Origin of the sequence: Flagellimonas onchidii (assembly GCF_004804315.1) — a bacterium.
GTDB classification, from domain to species: domain Bacteria; phylum Bacteroidota; class Bacteroidia; order Flavobacteriales; family Flavobacteriaceae; genus Flagellimonas; species Flagellimonas onchidii.
Genome location: NZ_SRXX01000008.1, coordinates 143,733 through 167,722, shown reverse-complemented (window position 1 = coordinate 167,722; position 23,990 = coordinate 143,733). Strand labels below are relative to the sequence as shown.

The following is a 23,990-nucleotide window of genomic DNA, read 5'->3' as shown; positions in this document are numbered from 1 at the left end:
ACATCATATACTAAAAAACCTGTGGGGTTAGCCACAGGTTTTTTTTTCGCCCCATTAGAAATTAGGTCCTCCGGTATCCCACCAGAGACGTGTTCCAATTTCATCAGGGCCACCTAACTTAGTAGTTGCATCAGCGACACCAGTGGGATTGTTTTCCCGTTGGCTGTTGATGAATGTCATTCTTCTTAAGAAATCATCATCCGCTATAACCCCCCAATCCGAATTACTATCATTCTGATAGTTAAACGGAAGTTTGGGATAATCCGTTCTACGATGGTCTACCCATGGCTCCATGGAATCGGTATAAGCAGCAATCCACTTTTGGGTAATGATCTTCTCCAATTTGGTTTCATTATCTGCAGCCTCGTCCCAAGCAATAGTATTTGTAATTCTATTGGTGAAGGCATTAACTCCAGCAGCCGCTTTTGGATCTGTATAATCCCAAGGTATGCTCGTATCATCGGCCAAATAGTCGTCAACACCTCCTGCTCCCCATAGTTCAAATGAGGTACGTACTCCCATTTCATAATGTGTACCAGCATCTCCTGCACCTGCCCAACCACGAAGCGCAGCCTCTGCCAATAGGAAATGAACTTCATCTGCACTCATCATTTTCCGACTTGTTACCACGGCGGGATCATTAAAAGAAAGGTCAATGGTCGAGTAACTCAAACGATCATCTTTAGCCCCCAAAGTGGCTCCATTTCGGATTCCTTTATAGGGCCAATCTGGATGGTCTGCAACCACAGCAGGGTCAGTTGCCGGGTCAAAGAAAGCCGCAACCCTAGGATCGTTGTATCCACCAAGTATAGATTCCATACTCGCACTCATACGGGTATCATTCCATTCAAAGCAGATTACCGCCGGATGGTACTTTCTTCCATAATTGGAGATATTAAAATTCTCAGAATTAGCAAGTATAAGTCCTGCAGAATCTGCTATAGCTTTTTCACCTTCAGCTTGGGCCTTTGCCGGATCTACTTTGGAAATCCTAATAGCCAGACGAAGTCTTATGGAGTTTGCCAACTTGGCCCATGCAGCAATGTCTCCGCCATAACTGTCATCAAAGGCTGCAAAACCGCCAAAATCGGCATTGGCCTTTAAAACACTTATGATACGATCCAAATCTGCAAAGAAGGCATTATATAATGTTTGTTCGCTATCATATTCCCCCGTTTTTCCCAAACCAAACTCTGTATAAATGATGGGGCCTTGATACACAGTTAAACGGTGCATGGAAAGAATTTTGATCAAATTGGCCAATTCAATAAACGCTTCATTGCCCTCTTCTTGTGAGGCAATATCGATTACTTGGTTGCTGGTCCCATTACATTGCCATACTGTACATCCCAATACCGATTCCAACGTAAATAATAGGTGGTATTGTTTACTCCACCCACGAAAGGGGTAGGAGTTGCCAGATGCCTGGCATAGGAATCGTTGGTCAAATTATGGTCAATCTGAATCCCATAAAGATTTGACAATAAGCTCGGGAAAAAAGCACCAATATTGTTAAAATCCTGCTTCAGAGATTCATCGGTAATCTGATATGGATTGGTATTGGTCTCTTCAAAGTCGCTGGTACATGCACCTAGTGCCCATACCGTTGCTAATACATATATATACTTTTTCATATCCATTTTTAAAAAGTTACTTTAAGGTTCAGTCCATAATTCCGTGTAGACGGTAGATTAAAGTTATCCAGACCTACAGAGTTTCTATTAGTACTCATGGCCAATTCCGGATCAAACGGAGCCTCTTTTTTGATAAAGAACAGGTTATTACCGATAAAGGCAATGGAAGCTGATTGTATGAAGGGCATATTCAACTTGTCCAAATCAATATCATAAGCCAAAGACAACTGTGCCAATCTAATGTTTGTTCGGTCATAAACATAAGCTTCTCCCACACCATTACGATCCCCTATGAAACGAAACCATTGTTCAGGGTCTACACTCGTCACCGCAGCTCCTGATGATTCCACCACACCATTTACGGCAACACTTCCAGCATCTCTGGCGACTGCGGTGCGCTCGGATACTCCTGCTCCATCCAACATGGATTCAGTCTGGCTAAATACCTTACCGCCAAACACTCCATTAATCAAAGCACTGGCACTCCATCTCTTATAAGAAATGATGTTGTTCCATCCCAAGGTAAAGTCTGGATCAAGATTCCCTATTAATTCAGGTAATTGTGTTCGCAAAGGATTTCCGTTATCATCAAAAAGAATTCTTCCTTGGTCATCCCTACGGAATTTCAATACATACAAATCATTAAAACTTCCACCTTCAAACAATCGAGAATAATAACCCTCAGATGATCCAAGGTTTAGAAAACTATCATCATTTGGTCCAATATCCACAACTTCATTTTTGTTAGTTGTAAAGTTAAATGTCGTATTCCACTCCAAGTTGTCATTGCGTATGGGCGACCCATTCAATGAAATCTCCACCCCTTTATTTACTATTTCTCCTGCATTAATAAATCTCCTATCGTATCTACCTTGTCCTATTGGATCATCAGCATCTATGCTAATCTCAACAAACTGATCTGTACTTTTTATATGGTAATAGGTAAAGTCAATACCCAATCGATTTCCAAAAAATCGCCAATCAGCACCAAACTCTGTACTGGTAATGATCTCTGGTTTCGCATCGGTAAAGGGCAATATGTCATTTCGCTCCAAAGTCCCGACTGCATCAACAATTCTGTTATTAGGACTAATTGAATTAAAAGGTACTTCGTTTGCCACTTGAGTACTAGAAACCCTGAATTTTGCAAAACTAATAGCTTCTGGCATATCAAACATTTCACTAACAATTGCTGTTAGACCTACTGAAGGATAGAAATAAGAGTCATTTCCGGTAAGTGCCAAGGTCGAAGCCCAATCGTTTCTTCCCCCCACATCTAAAAACAACATTTCCTTATATCCTAAGGTAGCATTGGCAAACAACCCTTGTTTTTTTATTACCCCGTTGGTTACCGATTCAACTGGTCTTTGTGTCAAACTCAGGTTTTGGAAACTAAACTCATTGGGATAAATTAAACCATTACCACTACTTTGCCAAACTCTGACCCCATCGCCATAATCTGTTTCAGTGTAGCTACCTCCTACAAGGGCCGTAAGGCTGAAACTATCAGACAAATCAGCATCATACGTCAAAATCGCATCAGTATAAATCAAACGGTCTTCATATTTGTGATAATCCCAAGTACCATTTCTATTCACATTTGTGGTATTAGAAGTAGCCGCATGTCTCTGTTCACGAGTAATATTTGCATAATCGTAGTTCCCCCTAACCTGAAGGTTAAGCGCATCTGCCAGCTGATAATTCAAAGTCAAACTAGCAATTACCCTTCTATTGTTCTGTTCCCTAGGTTGGTTATTGATAATCCAATATGGGTTGGATTGGTGGTGATCATTCACAAACCAATTCATTGCGTAAAGATTACGTGATTCATCAAACACCTGATAGTTAACCCTAGTGTCTTCAAAATCGCGGTTACGCGGGAAGAAATAAAGACCGGTCAAAGGATTTAGATAGTACCCAGAAGGCAGTCTGTTCTCCGAATTCTCAATAGATAAGATAATATTCGAGCTTACAGTCAATTTATCATTCAACAGCTTGGTTGATTGCTTAAAGGCTACGTTATTTCTGGAATAGGTGTTATCCGGTGTAATACCGGTAGCTGTAGTATTGGAATAGGAAAAATAGGCTGTAGTTCTATCATTTCCACCACTAACAGAAAGTGAATTGATAAAGTTGGCCCCTGTAGAAAAGAAATCATCTACATAATTGCTTGCATAATTACCTGGCGTAGTGTCCCAACTTTCTTTCGCTTCTCCAACAGCACCATATCTGAACTGTAAATCCGGTGTCTCTATGATACTTTCAAAGGTCACACCTGAATTGAGGGAAACTGTGGTTTTACCCGCTTGTCCTTCTTTTGTAGTAATAAGGACAACTCCATTTGCCCCTGCACTACCGTAAAGTAGTGCCGCATTGGCACCTCTAAGGATACTAATACTAGCAATATCATCAGGATTCAAAGCCGAAATACCGTCTCCAGAATCTGTACCACCCCACATACCCGGCTGGTCGCCACGGTTGTTTGCCAAAGGAATACCATCGATTACAAACAATGGAGTACTGTCACCATTTAGAGATTTATTTCCCCTTAACAGAATTTTAGTAGACCCACCGGCACCAGAACTACTTTTCTTGATTTCAACACCTGCAGTCTTACCATTGATACTGTTCAGAAAGTTAACGTCCCTTGTCTTGGTAATCTCATCAGCACCAACTGTTTGTTGAGCGTATGTCAGTGTTTTTTCTTGTCTTTTGATACCCAAAGCCGTTACCACAACCTCTCCCAATTGTTCAGCATCTTCAGAAAGAGACACATTGACAGTCGATTGACCATCAACAGCCATTTCCCTAGAAGTGAATCCAAGAGAAGAAAACACCAATACCGCTCCATTGGACACTGAAATAGTGTAGTTTCCATCAAAATCCGTTGAGGTACCATTTGAAGTTCCTTTTTCCACAACATTTACTCCTGGTAGAGGAGAACCAGCATTATCGGTAACTGTACCGGATACGGTTTGCTGAACTACTTTTTCAACAATTACTGGAGCACTTTCTTCCAGTCTTGGCGTGACTGCAATTGTGCTATTCATTCTTCTGAAATTCAGTGAAGCTTCTTTACTTAGTTGCTCCAGAAGATCATACACGGAGTGTGTTCCCAAGGCAATCTGGAATTTGGTCCTTCTGTTTACATCTTTCTCATCATAATTGAATTTGAAAGCAGATTGGTTCTCGATTTCTTCGAAGACATCCAATACCTTAACTTGTCGAACGGAGTTCCACTCAAGGTAAGTGTCTTTCATGCTTTGCGTATACCCCTCATTTGCCATTGCAAAATAGCAGAACACTATTTGCAAAATAAATATCCTAGAGAGCATAGCGATTGTTTTAGATAGTTTAAATTTCATACTTTTACATCGGTTTAGTTGATATACTTTAATTGAACTTTTGATGATAAGTTTGTCTCCATCGAAAGTGCCATTTTCTTTGGAGCAAACTTATTTTTTACGGGTAGCTTTTCATTTTCATAAGTCTAAGTTTTAGTGGTTATTATTTAAATACTATGGTAATCTCCCTTTCGTTCTCCTCATTTATTTTGAAGGAAAATTTTTCAACGAAGGCAATTCTTTCCAATACATTTTCCAAACTCTCGCTTGGAAATTCGCCGGTATATGTAATTTTTCTGTTCAAATTCTCAACTGTGATATCCACATCATACCAATTTTCCAAAGCCTCTTTGATCTCGTCAAAATCAGCTGCCTTGAACACTAATATACGCTTGGTCCATTTATAAAAATCCATGTCCTCGTAGGCCGATATGTCCAGCTGTCCTTCAAAAGCATCGTATATAGCCTTACCCCCCTTGTCATCAATAATTTTAACACTTTTATCTTCAGACACAGAGGCCACCGATATTTTTCCGGTAACCAGCCCTACCTCAACTTTTTTGCCCTTGTGTGCTTTAATATTGAAAGAGGTTCCCAAGGCTTTGGTCACCAAACCGTTTGAATTCACCAAAAAAGGCTTGGCCGAATCCTTTTTGACCTCAAAAAATGCCTCCCCCTCTAGAAATATCTCCCTTTCGTTGGCAAATTTTGATGCATAAGAAATTCTACTATTATTGTTTAAGAATACCGTAGAACCGTCCGGTAAAGTAACTCTCGATTTTTGCCCTTTGAAGTTCTCCTTAACGATATATTTTACCGAAGCAAGTATAGGATTCAATTCGGCAGTGGTAGACATTCTATGTCCTATCGACAATCCCAAAAACAGTAAAACGCATGCGGCAGCTTGCATAGCAATTCTACGCCACGTCATTCTTTTTATATCGGAAGCGGTTTTCCTTTTTCCCAGGATAGATTTCAACAACTCTCCTTGATCTTCATCATCAATAGAATTGCACGAATGAAACTTAAGAGAAAGTATAATCTCTTTAGCGGCAAAAATGGTATCTCTTTTGGAAGGATTGGCGGCCAACCATTTTTTCCAGAAAAAATGTGAGGCCGGATTTGGTTTTAATACCCAGTTTCTAAACTCTGGATCAGCTAAAAAATCTTCTAATTCATACTCATGGTAATCCATATAGTCGGCCTCTAACATTAATAAGACTTAAAAATTTGTTAAATGACATCAAAAAAAAGTAGTTTTCTTTCAAAAAAATAGACATTTCTTTATATCAATCTGGTTTTTAATGGTTTAATCCTAAACAATTGATAAAGTTTTTACGGCGCAAGCAATTTTATCCAATTCATCTTTTGATTAGATTTTTTGAGTAAAGATGCTGTATCAATGTTCTAGGAAAAATATAAAATTAGGTAGGTAACGGGTCAATGAAGAATGCTATTTATCGCTAAAAACCTCCGCTTGTTTTTTTAGCTCAGTAAGCGACCTATAAATTAGGTTTCTAGCGGCACGAATACTTGAAAAACCCATTACATCCTTAATTTGGGAATAGGACAGTCCATTGTAATAGAAATAATAAATTGCCTCTCGTTGCCGTCTGGTCAATTTGTTAAGTGATTCCTGCATCTTCTCCACTTGATGCTGTTTAAATTGCCTACTTATTAAAACGCTTTCGTGCGAAGGTGTCAAAAGAAACCCATATGAATTTGCCGTATAATTCAAAGTCATATTCTTCTTTTGTTTTTTTTGTTCTGTAATGATTTTATTTCGATAACACTTTATTAAAAAAGCTTTTACCGAAACAACTTTATGAAGTTTATGACGCTTTTTTCTGATGTTAATAAAAGTTTCTTGAAGTGTATCTTTCAACAAGTCAGAATTCCCCGAAAATTGTCGACCTAAGTTGTATAGTGTTTGAAAGTAGTGGTTGTAGATTTTTACAAATGCTGATTCACTGCCATCACAAAATGCTTTCCATTCCGCAGCTGGGTCAAATTCAAACGATTTTGCTGTATCAACAAAACCATCCCTTTCATCATCTTTATTATATTCTGATAAAAGCTCAGTATATGATGACATTTTCGTAAGAGTTAAGTTAGTTTGTTTTTACAATATATAAAAAAAATACATCCCAACTATCATATTATCAAATATGAAATATCATTCAAACTGAATCATTCTTTCTATTTTTTGATAATTCACGAAAAAAAATCCTTCAAATACTTAAGGTATATTATATCAACTCATCTTTCCAATGCACCATTTCCCCTGTGTAAAGTGCATCCAATCCCATCTGTACACAGACAGCTGCTTTTGCTCCACTAATAACATTGGATTTTGGTATAGTGTTGTTCAAAATACTGTCCCGAAAATCAAGCAATGCTTGTTTGCTTGGGTCTAAATGTTCCACCTCGATAGGAATACCTTTTTCTTTATTCCATTTGATTGTAGCCCCAGATACTCCATCGACCTCACCCACCTCTTTTGTCTTCTCCCTTTTTTCCGGAAAGAACCAGGCTTTGGAATAGTCAATGGTTATAGTTCCCTTATCACCAAGTACCTTGATTTGATAATCATCTTTTGAATTGCTGGTCAAACAGGTGAATTTTGCTCGAACCCCATTCGGGTAAGTATAAATCATATGGACATTATCAAAGGTTTCTCTTCCATCTTTCCAGTAATCTATTCCTCCATCCCCAACAACTTTTATCGGGACCGCATCCAACACCCAATTGGTAAAGTCTAGCTGATGGGAGCATAGTTCGGCCAACAAGCCTCCTGAGAATTGTTTGTACATCCTCCAATTGATTGCCCTTTCAAGTTCTGGACTTGGAACGGGCCTTCGCCAATTTCCATTTCGGTTCCATTGACACTCAATAGCGGTTATCTTACCTATTTTACCATTTTTTATCAAATCTACCACATGGGTGTAAAGCCTTGAATTGTGGTATTGGTGCCCTGTCTGGAAGATATTTTTCGATTGTGAAGCTTTCTCCACTAAGCTTTTAATGGCATCATATCCCTTCACCATGGTCTTTTCACAATAAACATGTTTTTTCGCTTCCAAAGCATCAAGGGCTATATGGGAATGTTCACTGAACGGCGTAGCTACCAAAACAGCGTCCACATTCTTATCATCAAGAAGTTTTTTGTAATCGGAATATGCTTTGGCTTTGCCTTCGATCTTTTTCATCGCATTTTCCAATCTGAAAGGGAGGACATCACAGCACGCAGTTACTTTTAGACCTTCAATTTTATTAATGATGGGAATAAGTCCTCCTCCGCGGTCTCCCGTACCGACAACCCCAATCTTGATCACTTCATTTTTTGATGGATAAAACACTCCAGCATTCATAGCAGATACTCCTGCTACAGCCATTCCTGTTCTCGCTACAAAATCTCTTCGTTTCATTTTTTATAGTTTAGGCTCCCAACCTTTTGCATATTCTCTTTTCCAACTCTTCTTCATAATGGCATCATCGTTAAGCACTTTTCCTGTTTTAGTGTCTATTTCCAACGAATGTCCTGCATCCTGCGCCATATTACCCAAGTGACACAACATAGTTGAGATGCTAGCATCGTTGATATCTGAATTCAATGATTCATCCTTTCTAATGGCATTGAAAAAATTACCCACATGATCCACATCCAATCCCCCAATACCCCTGGTGTTGGTTGTGGCGCTTTGTTCTCTTTCAAACTCCAATTTAATTGGATTTCCTGCCAAATCATATAATTTATAAAAATTTCTGCTGAGTTCGATACTACCCTTACTTCCATATATTGTAATTCCCCTTCCTGGGCGTTCCGGTTTCATAATCCCACGACTATGTCCTGTCCATGTCATAAATTTATCGTCTGGGAAAGCAAAGGTCACCTGCTGGTTATCAACAAATTCCCAATCGTCATCATAGGTGTATTTTCCACCAAAAGAAGTTACCGATGAGGGTAAATCTACTCCAAGTGCCCATCGGCAAATATCAATTTCATGTGTTCCATTATTATGAATCTCACCTGTTCCCCAAGTACGGAACCAGTGCCAATTATAAGGATGTACATTATCACGATAGTCTTCCTTAGGTGCTGGTCCTTGCCAGAGATCCCAATCAAGAGTTTTAGGAATGCTTGTTTTATTTCCTTTTCCAATGGAACCCCGATTATTGGAATAATAGGCCTCTCCTTTATAAACATCTCCAATTACGCCATTTCGAATATCCTCTATTGCGGAAGCAGATGTTCTTGCTGATCGCTGTTGATTTCCCATTTGCACTTTTTTGCCATACTTGTTTTGGGCAGCGACCAACAAATCATTTTCATAAGGATTATGACTACAAGGTTTTTCAACATAAACATGTTTTCCAGCCTGCATGGCCATAATGGACATGGGAGCGTGCCAGTGTTCAGGAGTAGCAATAAAAACAGCATCCACGTCCTTATCTTCTAAAATTTTTCTGAAGTCTTTTTCGACCTTTGGCACATAGCCCAAGTTCTTTTGACACCATGTATTGTGTTCTTCAATTATGGCATCATCTACATCGCAGTTATACAAAATTTTGGCATTCAGGTCTTGATGGATGGCAATACAATGCGCCTTTGCACGACTTCGAACCCCAATGACGGCAACTCCCAAACGGTCATTGGCCCCAAGGATGCTGGCAAACCCTGTATTGGGCATTAATATTCCTCCCACGGTCAGTCCAGCTGCTCCTGCTGTTGTTTTTTTGATGAAATTTCTTCTTGTACCCATGTTCTCAGGTTTATAGTTGTTTGATTTTAATATTTCTAAAAGCTACTCTATCCCCGTGATCTTGTAGCAGGATGTTTCCTTTATCTGCCTCACCAAAATTGGGCCATTTTACATATTTACTTTCCGAAACCAGTTTTCGATAGGGTTCGCTTTTGCGTTCATATTCCAAAACTTTGATTCCATTCAACCAATGTTCTACATGGTTGTTGTTTGAAATGATATGAGCTGTGTTCCATTCGCCAATTGGTTTCACATACTTGTTCGGGTTCGCTTGAATAAGGTCGTAAAGTGAAGCCAAGGTTCTACTCCCTTCATGGTTACCCTGTTGGGCATCAGGATGATTAGCATCGTCCAGTATTTGAAACTCAAGACCAATGGATGAACCAGCTCCTTTGTTTAAATCAGTGTTCACATAATACTTGATTCCACTATTGGCTCCTTCGGTAATCTTGAATTCCAATTTTACCTCAAAGTTGTCATATTGATTTTCTGTCACGATATCGCCCCCTGCTTCTGACTCTCCTCCACCGGAAGCCAAAACAGTCAACTCCCCGTTTTCAATTGCCCATCCAGTTTCTGGAAAATGGTCCAATTTTGCACCTCGCCAACCTTTTGTTGTTCCACCATCCCAAAGCAATTCCCATCCGGCTTTTTCCTCATGTTGGGTCAGTCGGTTTTTTGTAGCTATAGGTTCCAAAGGAGATTTTGTGCTGTACTTTTCCAAATCATCGGTAAGAATCCGGATATTCTTCCAACGTATCTCAGTTCCGGCCTTCTGTTTTTCACCTATGCTATGCACCTGCAACCCAATAAAACCAGTAGCCGTAGCATCATCAATTAGGTAGGCGGCCGGCACGCCATTGATCCAAGTTTTTATGGTATCCCCTATCGCTTCGATACGATAGTGGTTCCACTCATTTTGTTTAAATGCTTTTTGAGCAGCTTCATTTTTGGACAGTGGGTTCAACCATCCCCTTCTACTTTCATCATAGATGCCCGCGCTCCAAGCGCGGTCAGAAGGGTCTATCTCCACTTGATAACCGTGTACCCGCCCCTCATGGTATTCAGGAATGCTGTTACTTCGAATCTGTATTCCCGAATTCATTGTAGAATCCACCAAATACTCCAAATCCAAAATAAAATCTCCGTATATTTTATCGGATGTAAGGAAGGTATTGGGAGTATCATGCACCGTTTTGCCAACAATGGCTCCATCATTTACCGAATATTCCGCGACACCACCTTTTTTGGTCCATCCATTCAGTGTCTTTCCATCAAAAATGGACACCCAAGGGGTATTATCCTTCGGTTTTTGGTTGCAGCCGACCATAATGGCTAAAATCAAAACCACGGATATCATAAAAAGGGCTTTTTGCTTGTTCTTCACTTTACTACATTTTAAATTATTCATGTTCTACTAGTTATAAATCAAATAAATTAGGCAACCACATTGTCAGCTGTGGGATATAGGTTATTAAAAACAGTGCTATAATCATTGCCAGAAACAATGGCAGCAATGGTCTTATCACTTTTTGAATAGAGGTTTTTGCCACCCCAACCCCCACAAAAAGTACGGAACCGACTGGAGGAGTACATAAGCCGATGCAGAGATTCAAAATCATAATGATTCCAAAATGAACCGGATCTATTCCCAACTTAGTAACTACTGGCAAGAAAATTGGGGTGAAAATGAGCACGGCTGGTGTTATATCCATAAAAATCCCCACGAAAAGTAATATGGCATTTATTATCAAGAGGACAACAAACTTATTGTCGCTTATACCCAGTAAAACATCACTGGTTGCTTGGGGTATGTTTTCGTAAGACATGGCCCAGGACATACTAATGGACGCTGCTATCAACAACATAACAATAGCGGTTGTAAGCGAGGATTCCAACAAAATATCGGGAAGGTTTTTGAATGAGATTTCCTTGTACAAAAACCCTAAAAGCAATGAATACAGAACTGCAATCGCCGAAGCTTCAGTTGCTGTAAAAATACCCGCTACAATTCCACCAATAACGATAAAAAGCAATAGCAGACTTGGGAATGCGCTCACAAAAGTCTTTGCAATCTCAGAAATGCCAACACTTCCTTTTTTGGTTTTGCCCGTATAGCCTTTTCTTTTGGCCCATATTACCGCTACTATCATCAAAAAGAGTCCCGTTAAAATACCGGGGATATACCCTGCCAAGAATAAAGCCGCTATTGATACTCCCCCACTCGCCAAAGAGTATACGATTAGAATATTACTTGGTGGAATGACCAAACCTGTTGTTGCCGATGTAATGTTTACAGCAGCACCAAATTCTTTTGAATAGCCCTCTTTCTCCATTTCTGGCCCAAGGATGCTTCCCATAGCTGATGCCGATGCCATGGCAGATCCAGCAATGGCCCCCATCAACATAGCTGCAACAATATTGATCAGCGCAAGCCCACCGGGAAGTGCTCCTACTAAAGTCTTGGCAAAAGCGATGAGTCGATGGGCCATTCCACCTTTGTTCATCAGATTTCCTGCTAAGATGAAGAAAGGAATGGCCAAGAGTGCAAAACTATCCAGACCCGCTCCCATTCGTTGTGCAATTGTTGTCGTAGCTGGTAGAAAAGGAATACTAACCAACATGGTCAACAAGGCCGAAATAGAAATACTCCAAGCTACAGGAGTGCCAATGGCAAGTAATCCCAAAAAACTAATGATCAATACTAAAACGGGAATATACTCCATTAGACAGCTGATTTTAAAATATCCGAAATCTTGTAATACACTATCAAAAGTCCGCTTATCGGGATGACCAGGTAAACGTAAGCCAATGGTATCTGCAAAGCAGGTGACAACTGTTCCAATACATAAGTAACATATACCAATCTACTGCCTCCAACAATCATCGCTGCCAAAGCGAACAATATCACTACCACTTTGACTGTGATCGATAACTTTCGTTGTGTTTCTTCGCTAAATTTCTGTGGCAGCACATCAATGGCCACGTGCATGTCCTTGCCAGATGCATAGGCAGCTCCGAGGATTCCCACCCAAATCATTAAATAACGAGCCAGTTCATCGGTAAATGAGCTTGGTGTGCCGATAACAAATCGGGTAAACACCTGCCATAACACATTCAAAACCATTGCAGACATAATAATGATCAATGCCCAGCCCAATACTTTATCAATCGTTTTTCTAATTTCCATGGTCAGTTTACAGCTCTTATTTGTTGAATTAAAGCATAGAGAGCCTCGTCACTCTGATACTTCTCGTACAGTTGGTCCGTCCGTTCGGAAAAAGGGATTTTATCGGGCCTTATTATTTGCACTCCCGATTTTTGAATGGCCTCTAATGCTTCAGCTTCGGCTTTTGCCCACAACTCTCTTTGGTATATCACCGACTTATCCACTGCTCGTTGAAGCCAACCCTGTTCTTCTTGTGTAAGTCTATCCCAAAACTGGGTTCCTACAATCACAACATCAGGGGAAAAGGTATGCTCGTTGAGCGAATAATATTTGCAGATTTCATAATGTTTGGACAGATAAAAGCTTGGGGGATTGTTCTCTGCGCCATCAACAACACCTTGCTGTAATGAGGTATACAATTCTCCCCAGGAAATGGGTGTGGGCGAACCCCCAAAACCTCTTACCATTTCCATAGCGGTCACACTTGGCATAACCCGAATTTTTTGCCCTTTCAAATCATCAGGGTGCTCCACAACCTTCTCCTTGGTGTAGAAGCTACGGCTGCCTGCGTCATAAAATCCAAGACCTTTCAACCAGTATTTTTTGCCATCATTCAGTAACTCCTGTCCAATAGGACCATCGAACACCTTGAATGAATGTTCTCTATCCCTAAACAGGTATGGCAGTCCCAAAACCTTTGTCTTTGGGGCAAAATTTTCAAGGGTGGCCGCTGAAACCTTGGTCATGTCCAAGCTTCCAATCTGCAACAATTCCATGATTTGTCTTTCAGTACCCAATTGTTGATTGGGATAAATCTCGACAGTCAACTTGCCTGCGGAAAGTTGAGCCAAATCCTCCCCCATCTTTACCAATGCTTTATGCACGGAATGATTCACATCCAAACCATGGGCCAACTTGATGGTCTTGGAAGTCCCCATGTTATTGCATCCCCATAAAAGGAAAGCAATAGCTGAAAGACAGAAATATTTGAACTTCTTGGCCATGACTTATCGCGTTACCTTATTTATCCTATTAAAATTTGAAATATGCTTTTGCATTGTTGTAACATATGTCTTGTACTATCTTTCCCAAATGGGGGATATCAGTGGGCAATAGCCCTTTTTCAATGTCATTGCCCAAAATGTTGCAAAGCAACCTCCTGAAATATTCGTGTCTTGGAAAGGACAATAGACTCCTAGAATCTGTCAACATTCCAACGAAACAGCTCAATATGCCAATGTTCGAAAGGGTATTTATCTGCTTTTCCATACCATCGAGCTGATCCGAATACCACCACGCCGAACCGTACTGTATCTTCCCTTTTACACTTCCATCATTAAAATTTCCTGTCATCGCTGCAAAAACATCGTTTTGAGCTGGATTCAGGTTGTACAAAATAGTTTTTGCCAAATGATCGGTTGCGTCCAAAAGATTCAAAAACTTGCTCATTGGATAGGCTTGCTCCAAATCGCCAATAGAATCAAAACCTGAATCAGGACCCAGTTTTTCCAACATGCGCTGGTTGGTATTCCTCAAAGGGCCTAAATGAAATTGTTGCGTCCAACCTTTAGCATGATATTCCTTGCACAAATATGAAAGAGTCAAGAATTTAAAATAGTTCTCCTCTCGATTTTCTACTTTAACACCTAGCAGAACCTTCTGGAAAATCTTCTCAATATCATAAGTTCCCTCCTCAAAGAAGTATAACTGGGAAAGTCCATGATCCGCAAGACGGCATCCATTTTTATGGAAATAATCAATTCTATTTTTAAGAGCATCAAGTAAATCGGCAAATGAGCCAATTGAGACTCCAGAAGCTTCCATCAATTGATCTAGATACATGCGATATGCCAACGAATCTTCAACCGCATAAGCTTTATCTGGTCGAAAGGTGGGCAACATCTTAGGTATTTGATTCTGTCCCTTAGCCTTTTGATGGTATTTTAAATCATCTATGGGATCATCCGTGGTGCAAAGCATCTCCACATTCATCTGTTGTACCAAACCTAAAGCGGAATGACTCTTTTCTTGCAATTTTGAAGAGGTATGCGCATAAATTTCTTCAGCATTTTCTTTGGACAATAATTGATCAATTCCAAAATAGCGTTGCAGTTCCAAATGTGTCCAATGGTACAATGGATTTCTAACAAGATAAGGAACGATGCCCGCCCATTTCAAGAACTTTTTCTCATCACTGGCCTTACCTGTAATATATTCTTCATTGATTCCCATGGTGCGCATCGCTCGCCATTTGTAATGGTCGCCAGCCAACCAAGCCTGGGAAATGTTTTCAAACCTATGGTCATTGGCCAGTTGTTGTGGATCTAAATGATTATGATAATCAATAATGGGCATTTGAGCCGCATGATCATGATAGAGTTCTTGGGCATATCGATTCTGCAATAGGAAGTTTTCATTAACAAAAGTTGGCTTACCTCTCATTCGATTATGTTTTCATTTGGTTAGCTATTCCAAGTTCCAACCCTCTGAGTTCCGCCAATCCCCTTAATCTTCCAATACAAGAATATCCAGGATTCGTTTTCTTTTTGAGGTCATCTATCATTTGGTGCCCATGATCGGGTCTCATCGGTATGGAAACATCCGTACGACCTTCACGCAAACGACGTTGTTGCTCCAAAAGCACCAATTTTATCATTTGATACATATCGGTATCACCATCCAAATGGTCTGCTTCGTAGAAATCTCCGCTTTCTGTTCGTTTTGTATTCCTAAAATGTAGAAAATGAACACGATGCGCAAATTTTTTGAATATTTTCGGTAAATCATTGTCCGCTCTGACTCCCAAAGATCCCGTGCAAAAAGTTATACCATTATATATGGATGAAATCTTTTCGAAAATATATTGATAGTCCTCCGCGGTGCTCAAAATTCTAGGTAAACCCAATATTGGAAATGGTGGGTCATCGGGATGAGCACATAATAGCACACCTACTTCCTCGGCAACCGGAACAATTTCTGAAAGAAAATGAATCAAATGCTCTTGTAGTTTAGACTTTGAGATTCCTTTATAGGTATCCAAAACAGTTTGAAAGCTTTCCAAGGAATATCCCTCTTCGGCACCTGGAAGGCCGGCAATGATATTTTTGGTCAGTTTGGCAATGTCTTTCGGACTCATTAATTCGCATGCAGCTTTAGCCTTTACCTGATCTTCTTCGGAATATTCCTTTTCAGCTCCTGGCCTGTTTAGCACATACAAATCAAATGCTGCAAAAACGTCCTTTTCAAAAAGTAGGGCTTTGGAACCATCGGGCATTTCATAATCCAATGAAGTGCGTGTCCAATCCAAAACAGGCATGAAATTATAACAGACTATTTTGACATCACAGCTTGCCAAATTCCGAATACTTTGTTTGTAGTTTTCAATATATTGTTGAAAGTCTCCCTTTTGCGTCTTGATGTCTTCATGAATTGGAACAGACTCAACAACAGACCATTCCAAACCTTCGGATTCGATAGTATTTTTCCGTTCCATTATTTCATCTACAGGCCATACAGCTCCATTAGGGATATGATGTAGGGCTGTAACAATCCCAGTTGCACCAGCCTGCTTGACGTCCATTAAGGATACTGGGTCATTTGGCCCATACCATCTCCAGGTTTGTTTCATCCTTAAATCCTTCATACTCCACTAAAAATGTTGAACCCTCCATCTATTGGAATCACCGCTCCTGTCATGAATTTTGATGCGTCGCTACACAGAAAATGCAAAGCTCCATTCAATTCATCCGGTTCTCCAAATCTGCCCATGGGGGTGTTTCGAATAATATCAGCACCCCGTTCCGTATATGTGCCGTCTTCATTAAGCAATAAACTTCTATTTTGGTTTCCGATAAAAAAACCGGGAGCTAAAGCATTCACCCTTATTTTATCACTGAATTTAGTCGCCATTTCGACTGCCATCCACTTCGTGAAATTTTCCATCGCCGCTTTGGAGGCCGAGTATCCGGCCACTCTAGTGAGCACTCTTGGCACTGCCATAGAAGAATAGTTGATAATGGCTCCCGAACCCTGATTCGCCATCACCTTGCCAAATACCAAGGAAGGAATCACGGTTCCGTTCAAATTCAGTTGGGTTACCTTATCGAAATCATCCAATTCCAAATCAAAAATGGTTTGGTCGGGGCCGATAGTGGCTCCAGGCATGTTTCCTCCAGCGATGTTCAAAAGGATATCCAATCGTCCAAACTTTTCTAAAACAGCATCACGAACTTCTTCCATTGAGATTTTCGACAATACATTGGCTTCCAACAACGATATTTCGCCTCCCTTCTTTAGAATAGTTTTCTCTAGTTCAACTCCATTCTTCTTGTTCGTTGTGAGCAACACCAGCTTGACTCCAACCTCTGCTAGGCTTAGAGCGGCAGAGTTTCCCAAAACCCCAGTACCTCCCGTTATAACCGCAACCTTATTTGTTAGATCAAAAATTGATTTCACTAGCTTATTTTTATGTGCTTTTCGATTCATTTCGTGTGCGCACACGATAAAAATATAAATTCATCCCACATAATACAAATTCACATGGTAAAAAATTATTGAAGGTTGTATATTAACAGCTTTATTCTACATATGATTACCATCAAGGAAATAGCCAAACTCGCCAATGTATCCCCAGGAACAGTAGATAGGGTAATACATAATAGAAAAGGTGTTTCCGAAAAAACAGCACAGCGGATACGGGAAATTCTAAAGGAACACGATTTCAAGGTCAATCGCATTGCCCAGTCCTTGGCAATGAAAAAGAGATACACTATAGCCGTGTTACTTCCAGATCATGATGAGGAAAATCAATTTTGGAGAACTCCCTTAGAAGGCATTCAAAAAGCCAAAGAAGAAGTGATGAGTTTCGGAGTGGATGTAAAAACGTTCTCCTTTGACCAAAAAAGCCCCAAGTCATACATAGATTCTTTTGATTTGCTACTGCAAACTAACCCTCAAGGTGTTGTACTTGTCCCCACTTTTAAAAAGGAGACCAAAGAACTTACCAATATATTGCTAGCGAAACAGATTCCGTTCATCTTTCTTAATATCGCCTTGAACGGTCATGAAAACCTATGCTTTGTTGGACAGGATTCCTTTAAAAGTGGTTATTTGGCAGCTAAGCTTATGCAGCTTTGTCTTAATGAAAACGACCATATCCTGACCATTCACTCAAGACCCAATCTCTCCAACGTAAACAATATATCACAGCGAATTGAAGGCTTCGATCATTACCTCAAGGAACAAAAGTTGAATTTTATCAATCATAAAATTGAGGTTGAAGATTTCTGGAATGCTAAAAAATTCAGTGATAAGATTGCCTCACTGCTTCAGAAACAAACCAAAATCAAGGGGATTTTTGTACCGAACAGTAGAGCACATATCATAGCCAAACATATTGAAGGGTTCAGGAACGAAATACCTTATTTAATCGGGTTCGATATTACAGCACATAATTCAAATGCCCTTGTGGATGGCAAAATCACTTTTTTGATTTCACAAAAGCCTTTTCAACAAGGATACCGATCTGTAAGTAGTCTTTCAAAGTTTTTGCTTTATAAAACCCCTCCAGAATCTGAAATTTTATCTCCAATAGAGATTATTACAAAGGAAAACTTACCTAATGGAGAGCAAAAGGAGTATGCTATCTTTCCTTAAGATCTAATTAAAAACCAGTTCATCCAAAAAGATAAAGCTATTTCCACCGGGCACTGCATGCCAATCCGGATTCTTTAATGGGCTTTCAACCAGCAGACGTACTTTTTTTAAGGCGACAGGGTCAAAATCGATGTTGTAAGCTTTTCGCTCTATAATCACTGAAGGTTCCTGAATTCCCAGCTTCACCGTTTTAAGTTTATTGAAAGTGCTTCCATCAGTAGAGCCCCAAACCGTATATCCCACTGGAAAAAATATCCAATTATTAGGGATGGAAAGGCTTCCAATAGACACGGTAGAGACCACCGTAGGCTCCTTGAATTCAATAGTAGCTGTCATATGTTGAGCCTCAAAGCCCAACCAGTTTCCATCTACAAAATTTGTGGTTCCCCGTTTTAAGTCCATAAGCGTTTTCCCTCCTTTTGCGCTGTATTTTGGGTGCGGGGATTTAGCCAGGGACACATCTGTAATTTCAGCCTTACTTTTAAGTAAATTGACAAAACTAGGTTCACTGGGCTCCCAATCGTTCAAAACAGCATATGCTTTTATCGTGGTGGTTTCGGAAACATAAAAAGGCTCTTTATACTCTTTGGGGATAGTATCATTTTGAGCATTTTCAGACACATAAAACACTTTCGCCCCATCAAAAAACTGTTCGATGGAAACTTCAATGGAATCCGTAAAAATCTCATGCTCTGCCAAAATGGTAGGAGGTGCTAAAGTACTTGCAGCAAAAACGCTATCCGCAATTTGCCCTTGAACTCTTACCTTGTTGCTCTGATCTTTAAAAACCAAAACCCCTTCGTCAGTCATTTTGGTTCTCCAAATAAAAAGCGTTCTTAGATTTGGGAATCTTCCTAATTCTTGAAATGCAGAGTCATCAAGTTCGGTTCCGACAAGGTTTATGGACTCCAAATGCTCAAGCTTTGCAAGCTGTTTAACAGTTTCGTTACCAATATCCGTATGCTGCAATTGAAGTTCAGTAAGATTTTTAAAGGGTTTTAGTAGTTTTATAAGGGTATCATTGAAGTTGGTATAACCCAAGTTCATCCCCACAATATTCTTCTTGTACTCTTTTAAAAGGTCAAAGTCAGCTTCGGAAACATCATTTCGTTTCATGAAATTCACCGATATTAAAGGCACGTTTTCAGCGATAAGTTGGGCCGAAATCTTATTCTGGGCGAGAGAGGCAATAAATTCCAAGGGCACCTCATCCACTTTTTCTGCAATAAGCGCTCTGGTGGAGGTGTCTTTTTCTAAGGAGGCCAAAATGGCATTCAATTTATCGGTCCTTGGTAAATCTTTAGTGACACAATCAAAACAATTTTGATTTCGCACCCACCATTCCAAGAGCAACAGCTCATCTGAGGTCAACTGCACTTTTCCCTTAGGAGGCATATGGGCCTCATCCGCTATTGGAAGTTTTAGGTGGTGCATGAAGCGGGAGGTTTGCTCCACTTCCAATGAATCAAACAGCGATCCAGACTCCCCTCCAGCAAGCAATTCCTTTTGCGAAGTCAGAAGCAATTCCCCTTTGGATTTTCCCTGGTTATGGCAACTCACACATTTTTTCTGTATTATGGGCTGCACGATTTCCGAAAAGACCAAAGCCTTATCCACATCTTCAATTACAGGGTCTTCGTATTCTTCGTGAAACAAAAAATCTTCTCCATGGGTCAGGCTGCCTCCATAATGTCCAGTCAATGTCAAAAGCACCAGCACCACAATAAATACTGGGAAATATGTACGTTTGGCTATGTTTTTATTAGATTTCTTAAGGAAAAAGAGCATTAAACTTCCCACTGCAAAAGCTACAGCTATCCATTTGTGATTAAAAAGCAGTTCCTCATCATACCCACCACCATCACCTAAAAACCAACCGGACAGGACAGAAAACAAAGCACTAAGAGCTCCAATCGCCAATGCAAATAATACCGTCCCGTTATCCTTTGGTTCAGGTCTATTTCTATAATAGAGTTCCAAAAGAAAGGCCAAAATCAATATACCAATAGGTAAATGGACAAATAAGGGGTGTAAATTGCCTAATTGCATGCTTGGTTCGGTTATTCAATCAAAATTTCGTCCACAAATGTCCACGGCATGGTTCCCTTTCCAGGATGCCAGTCAGGGATGCCTTCCAACGCTTTGATTGTTATGGTTATTTGGTCATATTCACCTTGTTCAACGGGAATTTCCATGAATCTCATTTTCTTGCTTTCCTCCACACCCGCTTGTTCAACATTGAAGTATCCTATTGATTTTTCCAATGCTTTAACTTCAATAGTCTTCGGAAAGAAAATCCAAGCACCTTGATCACGAAGTAACCCCACTAATACTTTTTTAACGGCTGTAGGTTTAGAAAATTCCAAATCCATAATCACCTCATCAGACTGAAACCCTAGCCATCGATTTCCACTTCTAAAATTGAATTCTCCTTTTCGACCATCAACTAAGGTTTGTGGTCCCAAGGCAGCATAGTTTGAGTGCGCATCTGGTTGAACCATTATTTCAGAACCAGAAATATCCTTGCCCATTTTAATAAGAGTCCGTTCTTCAGTTTCACTCGCACCAAACTCGGGATGAAACGCTCTGACCTTTATTTGGGTTGATGATGAAACAGCTAATGGTGAAGTATAATCAGGAGCATCAGAATTTACATCCGAACCATCCAAAGTGTATTTAATGGTCGCTTCTTCGCTTCCAGCTGATAATTGCACGGTCGCTGATTGGATAAAAAGCAAAGAATCAATCGCTATTCTCGGAGGTGCCAGTTGTACCTCGTCGGTCTTTAAAAAGTTTGTGTTTTTGGGTTGACAAGCCAAGTTGAAAGCGCCAACGGCTAAAATCATTATTAAAATTTGAATTTGGGGCTTCCCAAACCTCAATCTCCATCGTCCATACATCATACTCTAAATAATTTTATAGGGTAAGTAGCCCAAGAATTCCATTGCGCGATGTAAATGTTCTCATCTTCATCGATACACACATCATGGGGATGTCTGAAAATCTTCAATGCTTGGTACATTGGGTTCAATGAACCATTTTCATATACCGGTGTGCTTCCACCGGGAGCAGAAATCAATTTATTGTTCTCGTCCAATATGGAGATAAATCCGGTTCCTTCAGAACCGTCTCCTGACCAAATCGTGGCCAAGTACACATGCTTGTTATGAATAACTGGCCTGCAGATATAAGCCCCGGGCAGATCAATGGTCTCTATATGTTCCCCTGCTAAAGAAAAGCGTTTCAACTTGTTTTGTTGACGAGCCGTGATGAGCAATGTTGGGTTATTTGAATCTCGATTGTCGATACAGATACCGTGCGCATTATTGAACAATTCATCTGAATCTCCTCTCCCACCGAACACGTTTTTGACATTCCCCTTCGCATCATAGTGGGTTATAAACTGCGCTCCATACCCGTCTGCCACATAAATATCCCCATTAGCCGCAATCGCCGTCTCTGTCGGAATATATTCTTCTTTCTTTTGGTACTTCCCCGTTTCCTCTGGAAATGGAAAAACCTGGATTACCTTTCCATCTAGAGTAGTCTTTATGACCTCGTGTCGATTGTTATCGCAGATATACAAAAACTCGGTTCCATTTTCATCATGTAATGTCAGCCCGTGTGCCCCTGGATAATCCGTACCCCATGAATCCAGAAGTTTCCCAGACTTATCATAAATAAGGACATTGTTTTTAGTATGGTTGGTTAATAGAAGGATGCGCCCTTTGGCATCTTGGACCATTTCATGACAGTCTTTTACGGGGAATCGCTCACTATTGAGCTTACCCCAATCCATGTCAACTTTATACTTATAATCACCGTGTCCTATTATAGCGTCTTTTAGAAGTCTTGGAGAAAAAGACATGTTCCCCAATGAAGCCAATCCTAATCCCGCCAAGCTGCTTTTTTCAATAAATTTTCTGCGTTTCATCATGCTAGAATATCTTTTACCACATGGCCTTCAACATCAGTAAGCCTAAATCTGCGGCCCTGATATTTGTATGTGAGTCTTTCGTGATCAATTCCCAATAAATGCAAAAGTGTGGCCTGGAAGTCGTGCACATGCACAGGATTTTCAGAAATATTGTACCCGAAATCATCAGTTTCCCCATAAACGATTCCTGGTTTTATACCTCCTCCAGCCAACCAAATGGAGAAGCATCGTGGGTGATGGTCGCGTCCATAGCTGGTATCTGTAAGTATTCCCTGGGAGTAATTAGTTCTTCCAAATTCTCCGCCCCAAATCACCAAAGTATCTTCCAACATACCTCTTTGTTTTAGGTCGGCCACCAACGCAGCGGAAGCCTGATCGGTATCTTTGGCTTGCTTTTCTATCGCTCCAGGCAAATTGTCATGTTGATCCCAGCCCATATGGTACAACTGAATAAACCGAACATCTTGTTCTGCCAACCTTCTTGCCAATAGACAATTCGCAGCATAGGTCCCTGGAATCTTAGCGTCAGCCCCATACATTTTATAAATGTAGTCAGGTTCATCATCCGTGTTCATGACTTCCGGAACTGAAGTTTGCATGCGATATGCCATTTCGTATTGAGCTATCCTACTTTGAATTTCTTCATCACCAAATTCTTGATATTGCTTTTCATTAAGCTCAGCAAGATTATCCAATATGGCACGTTTGGTCTCCTTGGATATTCCTTTTGGGTCGTTTAAGTAAAGTACCGGGTCTTTTGCGGCCCTAAACTGTACTCCTTGGTGCAAGGAATGTAAGAAACCGTTGCCCCAAAGTCGGGTGTATAAGGGTTGTCCATTTGGTCTACCTGTGCCTCTTGACAGTAAAACGGTAAAAGAGGGAAGATTCTCATTTTCGCTCCCTAGTCCGTAGCTCAGCCAAGATCCTATACTTGGTCTACCTGGTTGTTGCGATCCGGTTTGAAAAAAAGTTACTGCTGGGTCATGATTTATGGCCTCCGTGTACATTGATTTTACGATGCAAATGTCGTCAGCCATTTTAGCGGTGTATGGCAATAAATCACTAATCCAAGTTCCATTCTTGCCATATTGCTTGAATTCAAAGTTAGATCCGACCAAAGGGAAACTATCTTGCCCTGATGTCATTCCGGTTAAGCGCTGCCCATTTCGAATCGATTCAGGTAAATCTTCTCCCCTTCTTTTATTCAACAGTGGGTTGTAGTCAAACAACTCATGTTGTGAAGGTCCTCCACTTTGGAATAGGTAAATCACCCGTTTTATTTTTGCAGGATGATGGGGTGAGTTAAGGATTCCTTTTATTCCCATCGGATTGTCTGCCTTAACCATCAGCTCTCCTTCCTTCCGATAAAAATTACAACCTAACAGCGTTCCCAGAGCGGCTCCCCCGATTCCAAGGGCAGATTTTCCTAAAAATGCACGTCGGTTCAGGTTGAGGGCATTATCGGCTATTATTTTCTTTTCTCCCATG

General features: G+C 40.4%; 19 protein-coding genes. 1 reads left to right on the top strand and 18 read right to left on the bottom strand.

Annotated features, from left to right (window positions below):
- Nucleotides 1-54 precede the first annotated feature (54 nt).
- From E4661_RS10460 to E4661_RS10400, 14 genes are all read right to left on the bottom strand, one after another.
- Nucleotides 55-1,365 carry a SusD/RagB family nutrient-binding outer membrane lipoprotein gene (locus tag E4661_RS10460; RefSeq protein ID WP_205728945.1) on the bottom strand — a complete coding sequence of 437 codons (1,311 nt, stop codon included), beginning with the start codon at nt 1,363-1,365 and terminating at the stop codon, nt 55-57.
- Nucleotides 1,308-1,634, bottom strand: coding sequence for a SusD/RagB family nutrient-binding outer membrane lipoprotein (locus tag E4661_RS19565; protein WP_205728944.1), 327 nt, complete (start codon nt 1,632-1,634; stop codon nt 1,308-1,310). Before E4661_RS19565 ends, E4661_RS10460 begins: the two co-directional genes overlap by 58 nt.
- An 8-nt stretch (nt 1,635-1,642) precedes the next feature.
- Nucleotides 1,643-4,999: a SusC/RagA family TonB-linked outer membrane protein gene (locus E4661_RS10455; protein ID WP_136467047.1), complete on the bottom strand. Its 3,357-nt coding sequence runs from the start codon at nt 4,997-4,999 to the stop codon at nt 1,643-1,645.
- A gap of 142 nt (nt 5,000-5,141) precedes the next feature.
- Nucleotides 5,142-6,191, bottom strand: coding sequence for a FecR family protein (locus tag E4661_RS10450; RefSeq protein WP_136467045.1), 1,050 nt, complete (start codon nt 6,189-6,191; stop codon nt 5,142-5,144).
- A gap of 240 nt (nt 6,192-6,431) precedes the next feature.
- The gene (locus tag E4661_RS10445) at nt 6,432-7,073 is read right to left on the bottom strand and encodes an RNA polymerase sigma factor (protein WP_136467043.1); all 642 of its coding nucleotides are present in this window, start codon (nt 7,071-7,073) and stop codon (nt 6,432-6,434) included.
- Between the two features lie 154 nt (nt 7,074-7,227).
- The gene (locus E4661_RS10440) at nt 7,228-8,406 is read right to left on the bottom strand and encodes a Gfo/Idh/MocA family protein (protein ID WP_136467041.1); all 1,179 of its coding nucleotides are present in this window, start codon (nt 8,404-8,406) and stop codon (nt 7,228-7,230) included.
- Nucleotides 8,407-8,409: 3 nt separating this feature from the next.
- A complete protein-coding gene (locus tag E4661_RS10435; protein WP_136467039.1) occupies nt 8,410-9,741 on the bottom strand; it encodes a Gfo/Idh/MocA family protein in 1,332 nt (443 codons plus the stop codon).
- Nucleotides 9,742-9,751: 10 nt separating this feature from the next.
- The gene (locus E4661_RS10430) at nt 9,752-11,071 is read right to left on the bottom strand and encodes a 3-keto-disaccharide hydrolase (RefSeq protein ID WP_240751456.1); all 1,320 of its coding nucleotides are present in this window, start codon (nt 11,069-11,071) and stop codon (nt 9,752-9,754) included.
- 91 nt (nt 11,072-11,162) lie between these two features.
- Complete coding sequence (locus tag E4661_RS10425; RefSeq protein WP_136467038.1) at nt 11,163-12,467, bottom strand: TRAP transporter large permease; 1,305 nt, start codon at nt 12,465-12,467, stop codon at nt 11,163-11,165.
- Nucleotides 12,467-12,931 carry a TRAP transporter small permease gene (locus E4661_RS10420; RefSeq protein ID WP_136467036.1) on the bottom strand — a complete coding sequence of 155 codons (465 nt, stop codon included), beginning with the start codon at nt 12,929-12,931 and terminating at the stop codon, nt 12,467-12,469. Before E4661_RS10420 ends, E4661_RS10425 begins: the two co-directional genes overlap by 1 nt.
- A gap of 2 nt (nt 12,932-12,933) precedes the next feature.
- On the bottom strand, nt 12,934-13,914 hold the full coding sequence (locus E4661_RS10415) for a TRAP transporter substrate-binding protein (RefSeq protein WP_136467034.1): 981 nt from the start codon (nt 13,912-13,914) through the stop codon (nt 12,934-12,936).
- A gap of 28 nt (nt 13,915-13,942) precedes the next feature.
- Entirely contained in the window at nt 13,943-15,352 is a 1,410-nt protein-coding gene (uxaC, locus tag E4661_RS10410; protein WP_136467032.1) for a glucuronate isomerase, read from the bottom strand.
- A 4-nt stretch (nt 15,353-15,356) separates the two neighbouring features.
- Nucleotides 15,357-16,538, bottom strand: coding sequence for a mannonate dehydratase (gene uxuA, locus E4661_RS10405; RefSeq protein WP_136467078.1), 1,182 nt, complete (start codon nt 16,536-16,538; stop codon nt 15,357-15,359).
- Nucleotides 16,539-16,549: 11 nt separating this feature from the next.
- Nucleotides 16,550-17,365 carry an SDR family oxidoreductase gene (locus tag E4661_RS10400; protein ID WP_205728943.1) on the bottom strand — a complete coding sequence of 272 codons (816 nt, stop codon included), beginning with the start codon at nt 17,363-17,365 and terminating at the stop codon, nt 16,550-16,552.
- 132 nt (nt 17,366-17,497) lie between these two features.
- On the opposite strand from E4661_RS10400, the gene E4661_RS10395 reads away from it, so the two are divergent.
- Entirely contained in the window at nt 17,498-18,565 is a 1,068-nt protein-coding gene (locus E4661_RS10395) for a LacI family DNA-binding transcriptional regulator (RefSeq protein WP_136467030.1), read from the top strand.
- A 3-nt stretch (nt 18,566-18,568) separates the two neighbouring features.
- Here E4661_RS10395 and E4661_RS10390 read toward each other — a convergent pair whose 3' ends face one another.
- Genes E4661_RS10390 through E4661_RS10375 form a run of 4 tightly spaced genes read right to left on the bottom strand, consistent with a single transcriptional unit; the run spans nt 18,569 to nt 23,989 of the window.
- Nucleotides 18,569-20,614 (bottom strand): DUF2231 domain-containing protein, encoded by a 2,046-nt coding sequence (locus E4661_RS10390; RefSeq protein ID WP_136467028.1) that lies wholly within the window; start codon nt 20,612-20,614, stop codon nt 18,569-18,571.
- Nucleotides 20,615-20,625: 11 nt separating this feature from the next.
- Nucleotides 20,626-21,411, bottom strand: a complete 786-nt coding sequence (locus E4661_RS10385; protein ID WP_168796359.1) for a chitobiase/beta-hexosaminidase C-terminal domain-containing protein — start codon at nt 21,409-21,411, stop codon at nt 20,626-20,628.
- Nucleotides 21,412-21,464: 53 nt separating this feature from the next.
- Nucleotides 21,465-22,502, bottom strand: a complete 1,038-nt coding sequence (locus E4661_RS10380) for an NHL repeat-containing protein (protein ID WP_240751454.1) — start codon at nt 22,500-22,502, stop codon at nt 21,465-21,467.
- The gene (locus E4661_RS10375; protein ID WP_136467024.1) at nt 22,499-23,989 is read right to left on the bottom strand and encodes a DUF1501 domain-containing protein; all 1,491 of its coding nucleotides are present in this window, start codon (nt 23,987-23,989) and stop codon (nt 22,499-22,501) included. Before E4661_RS10375 ends, E4661_RS10380 begins: the two co-directional genes overlap by 4 nt.
- Nucleotide 23,990 lies beyond the last annotated feature (1 nt).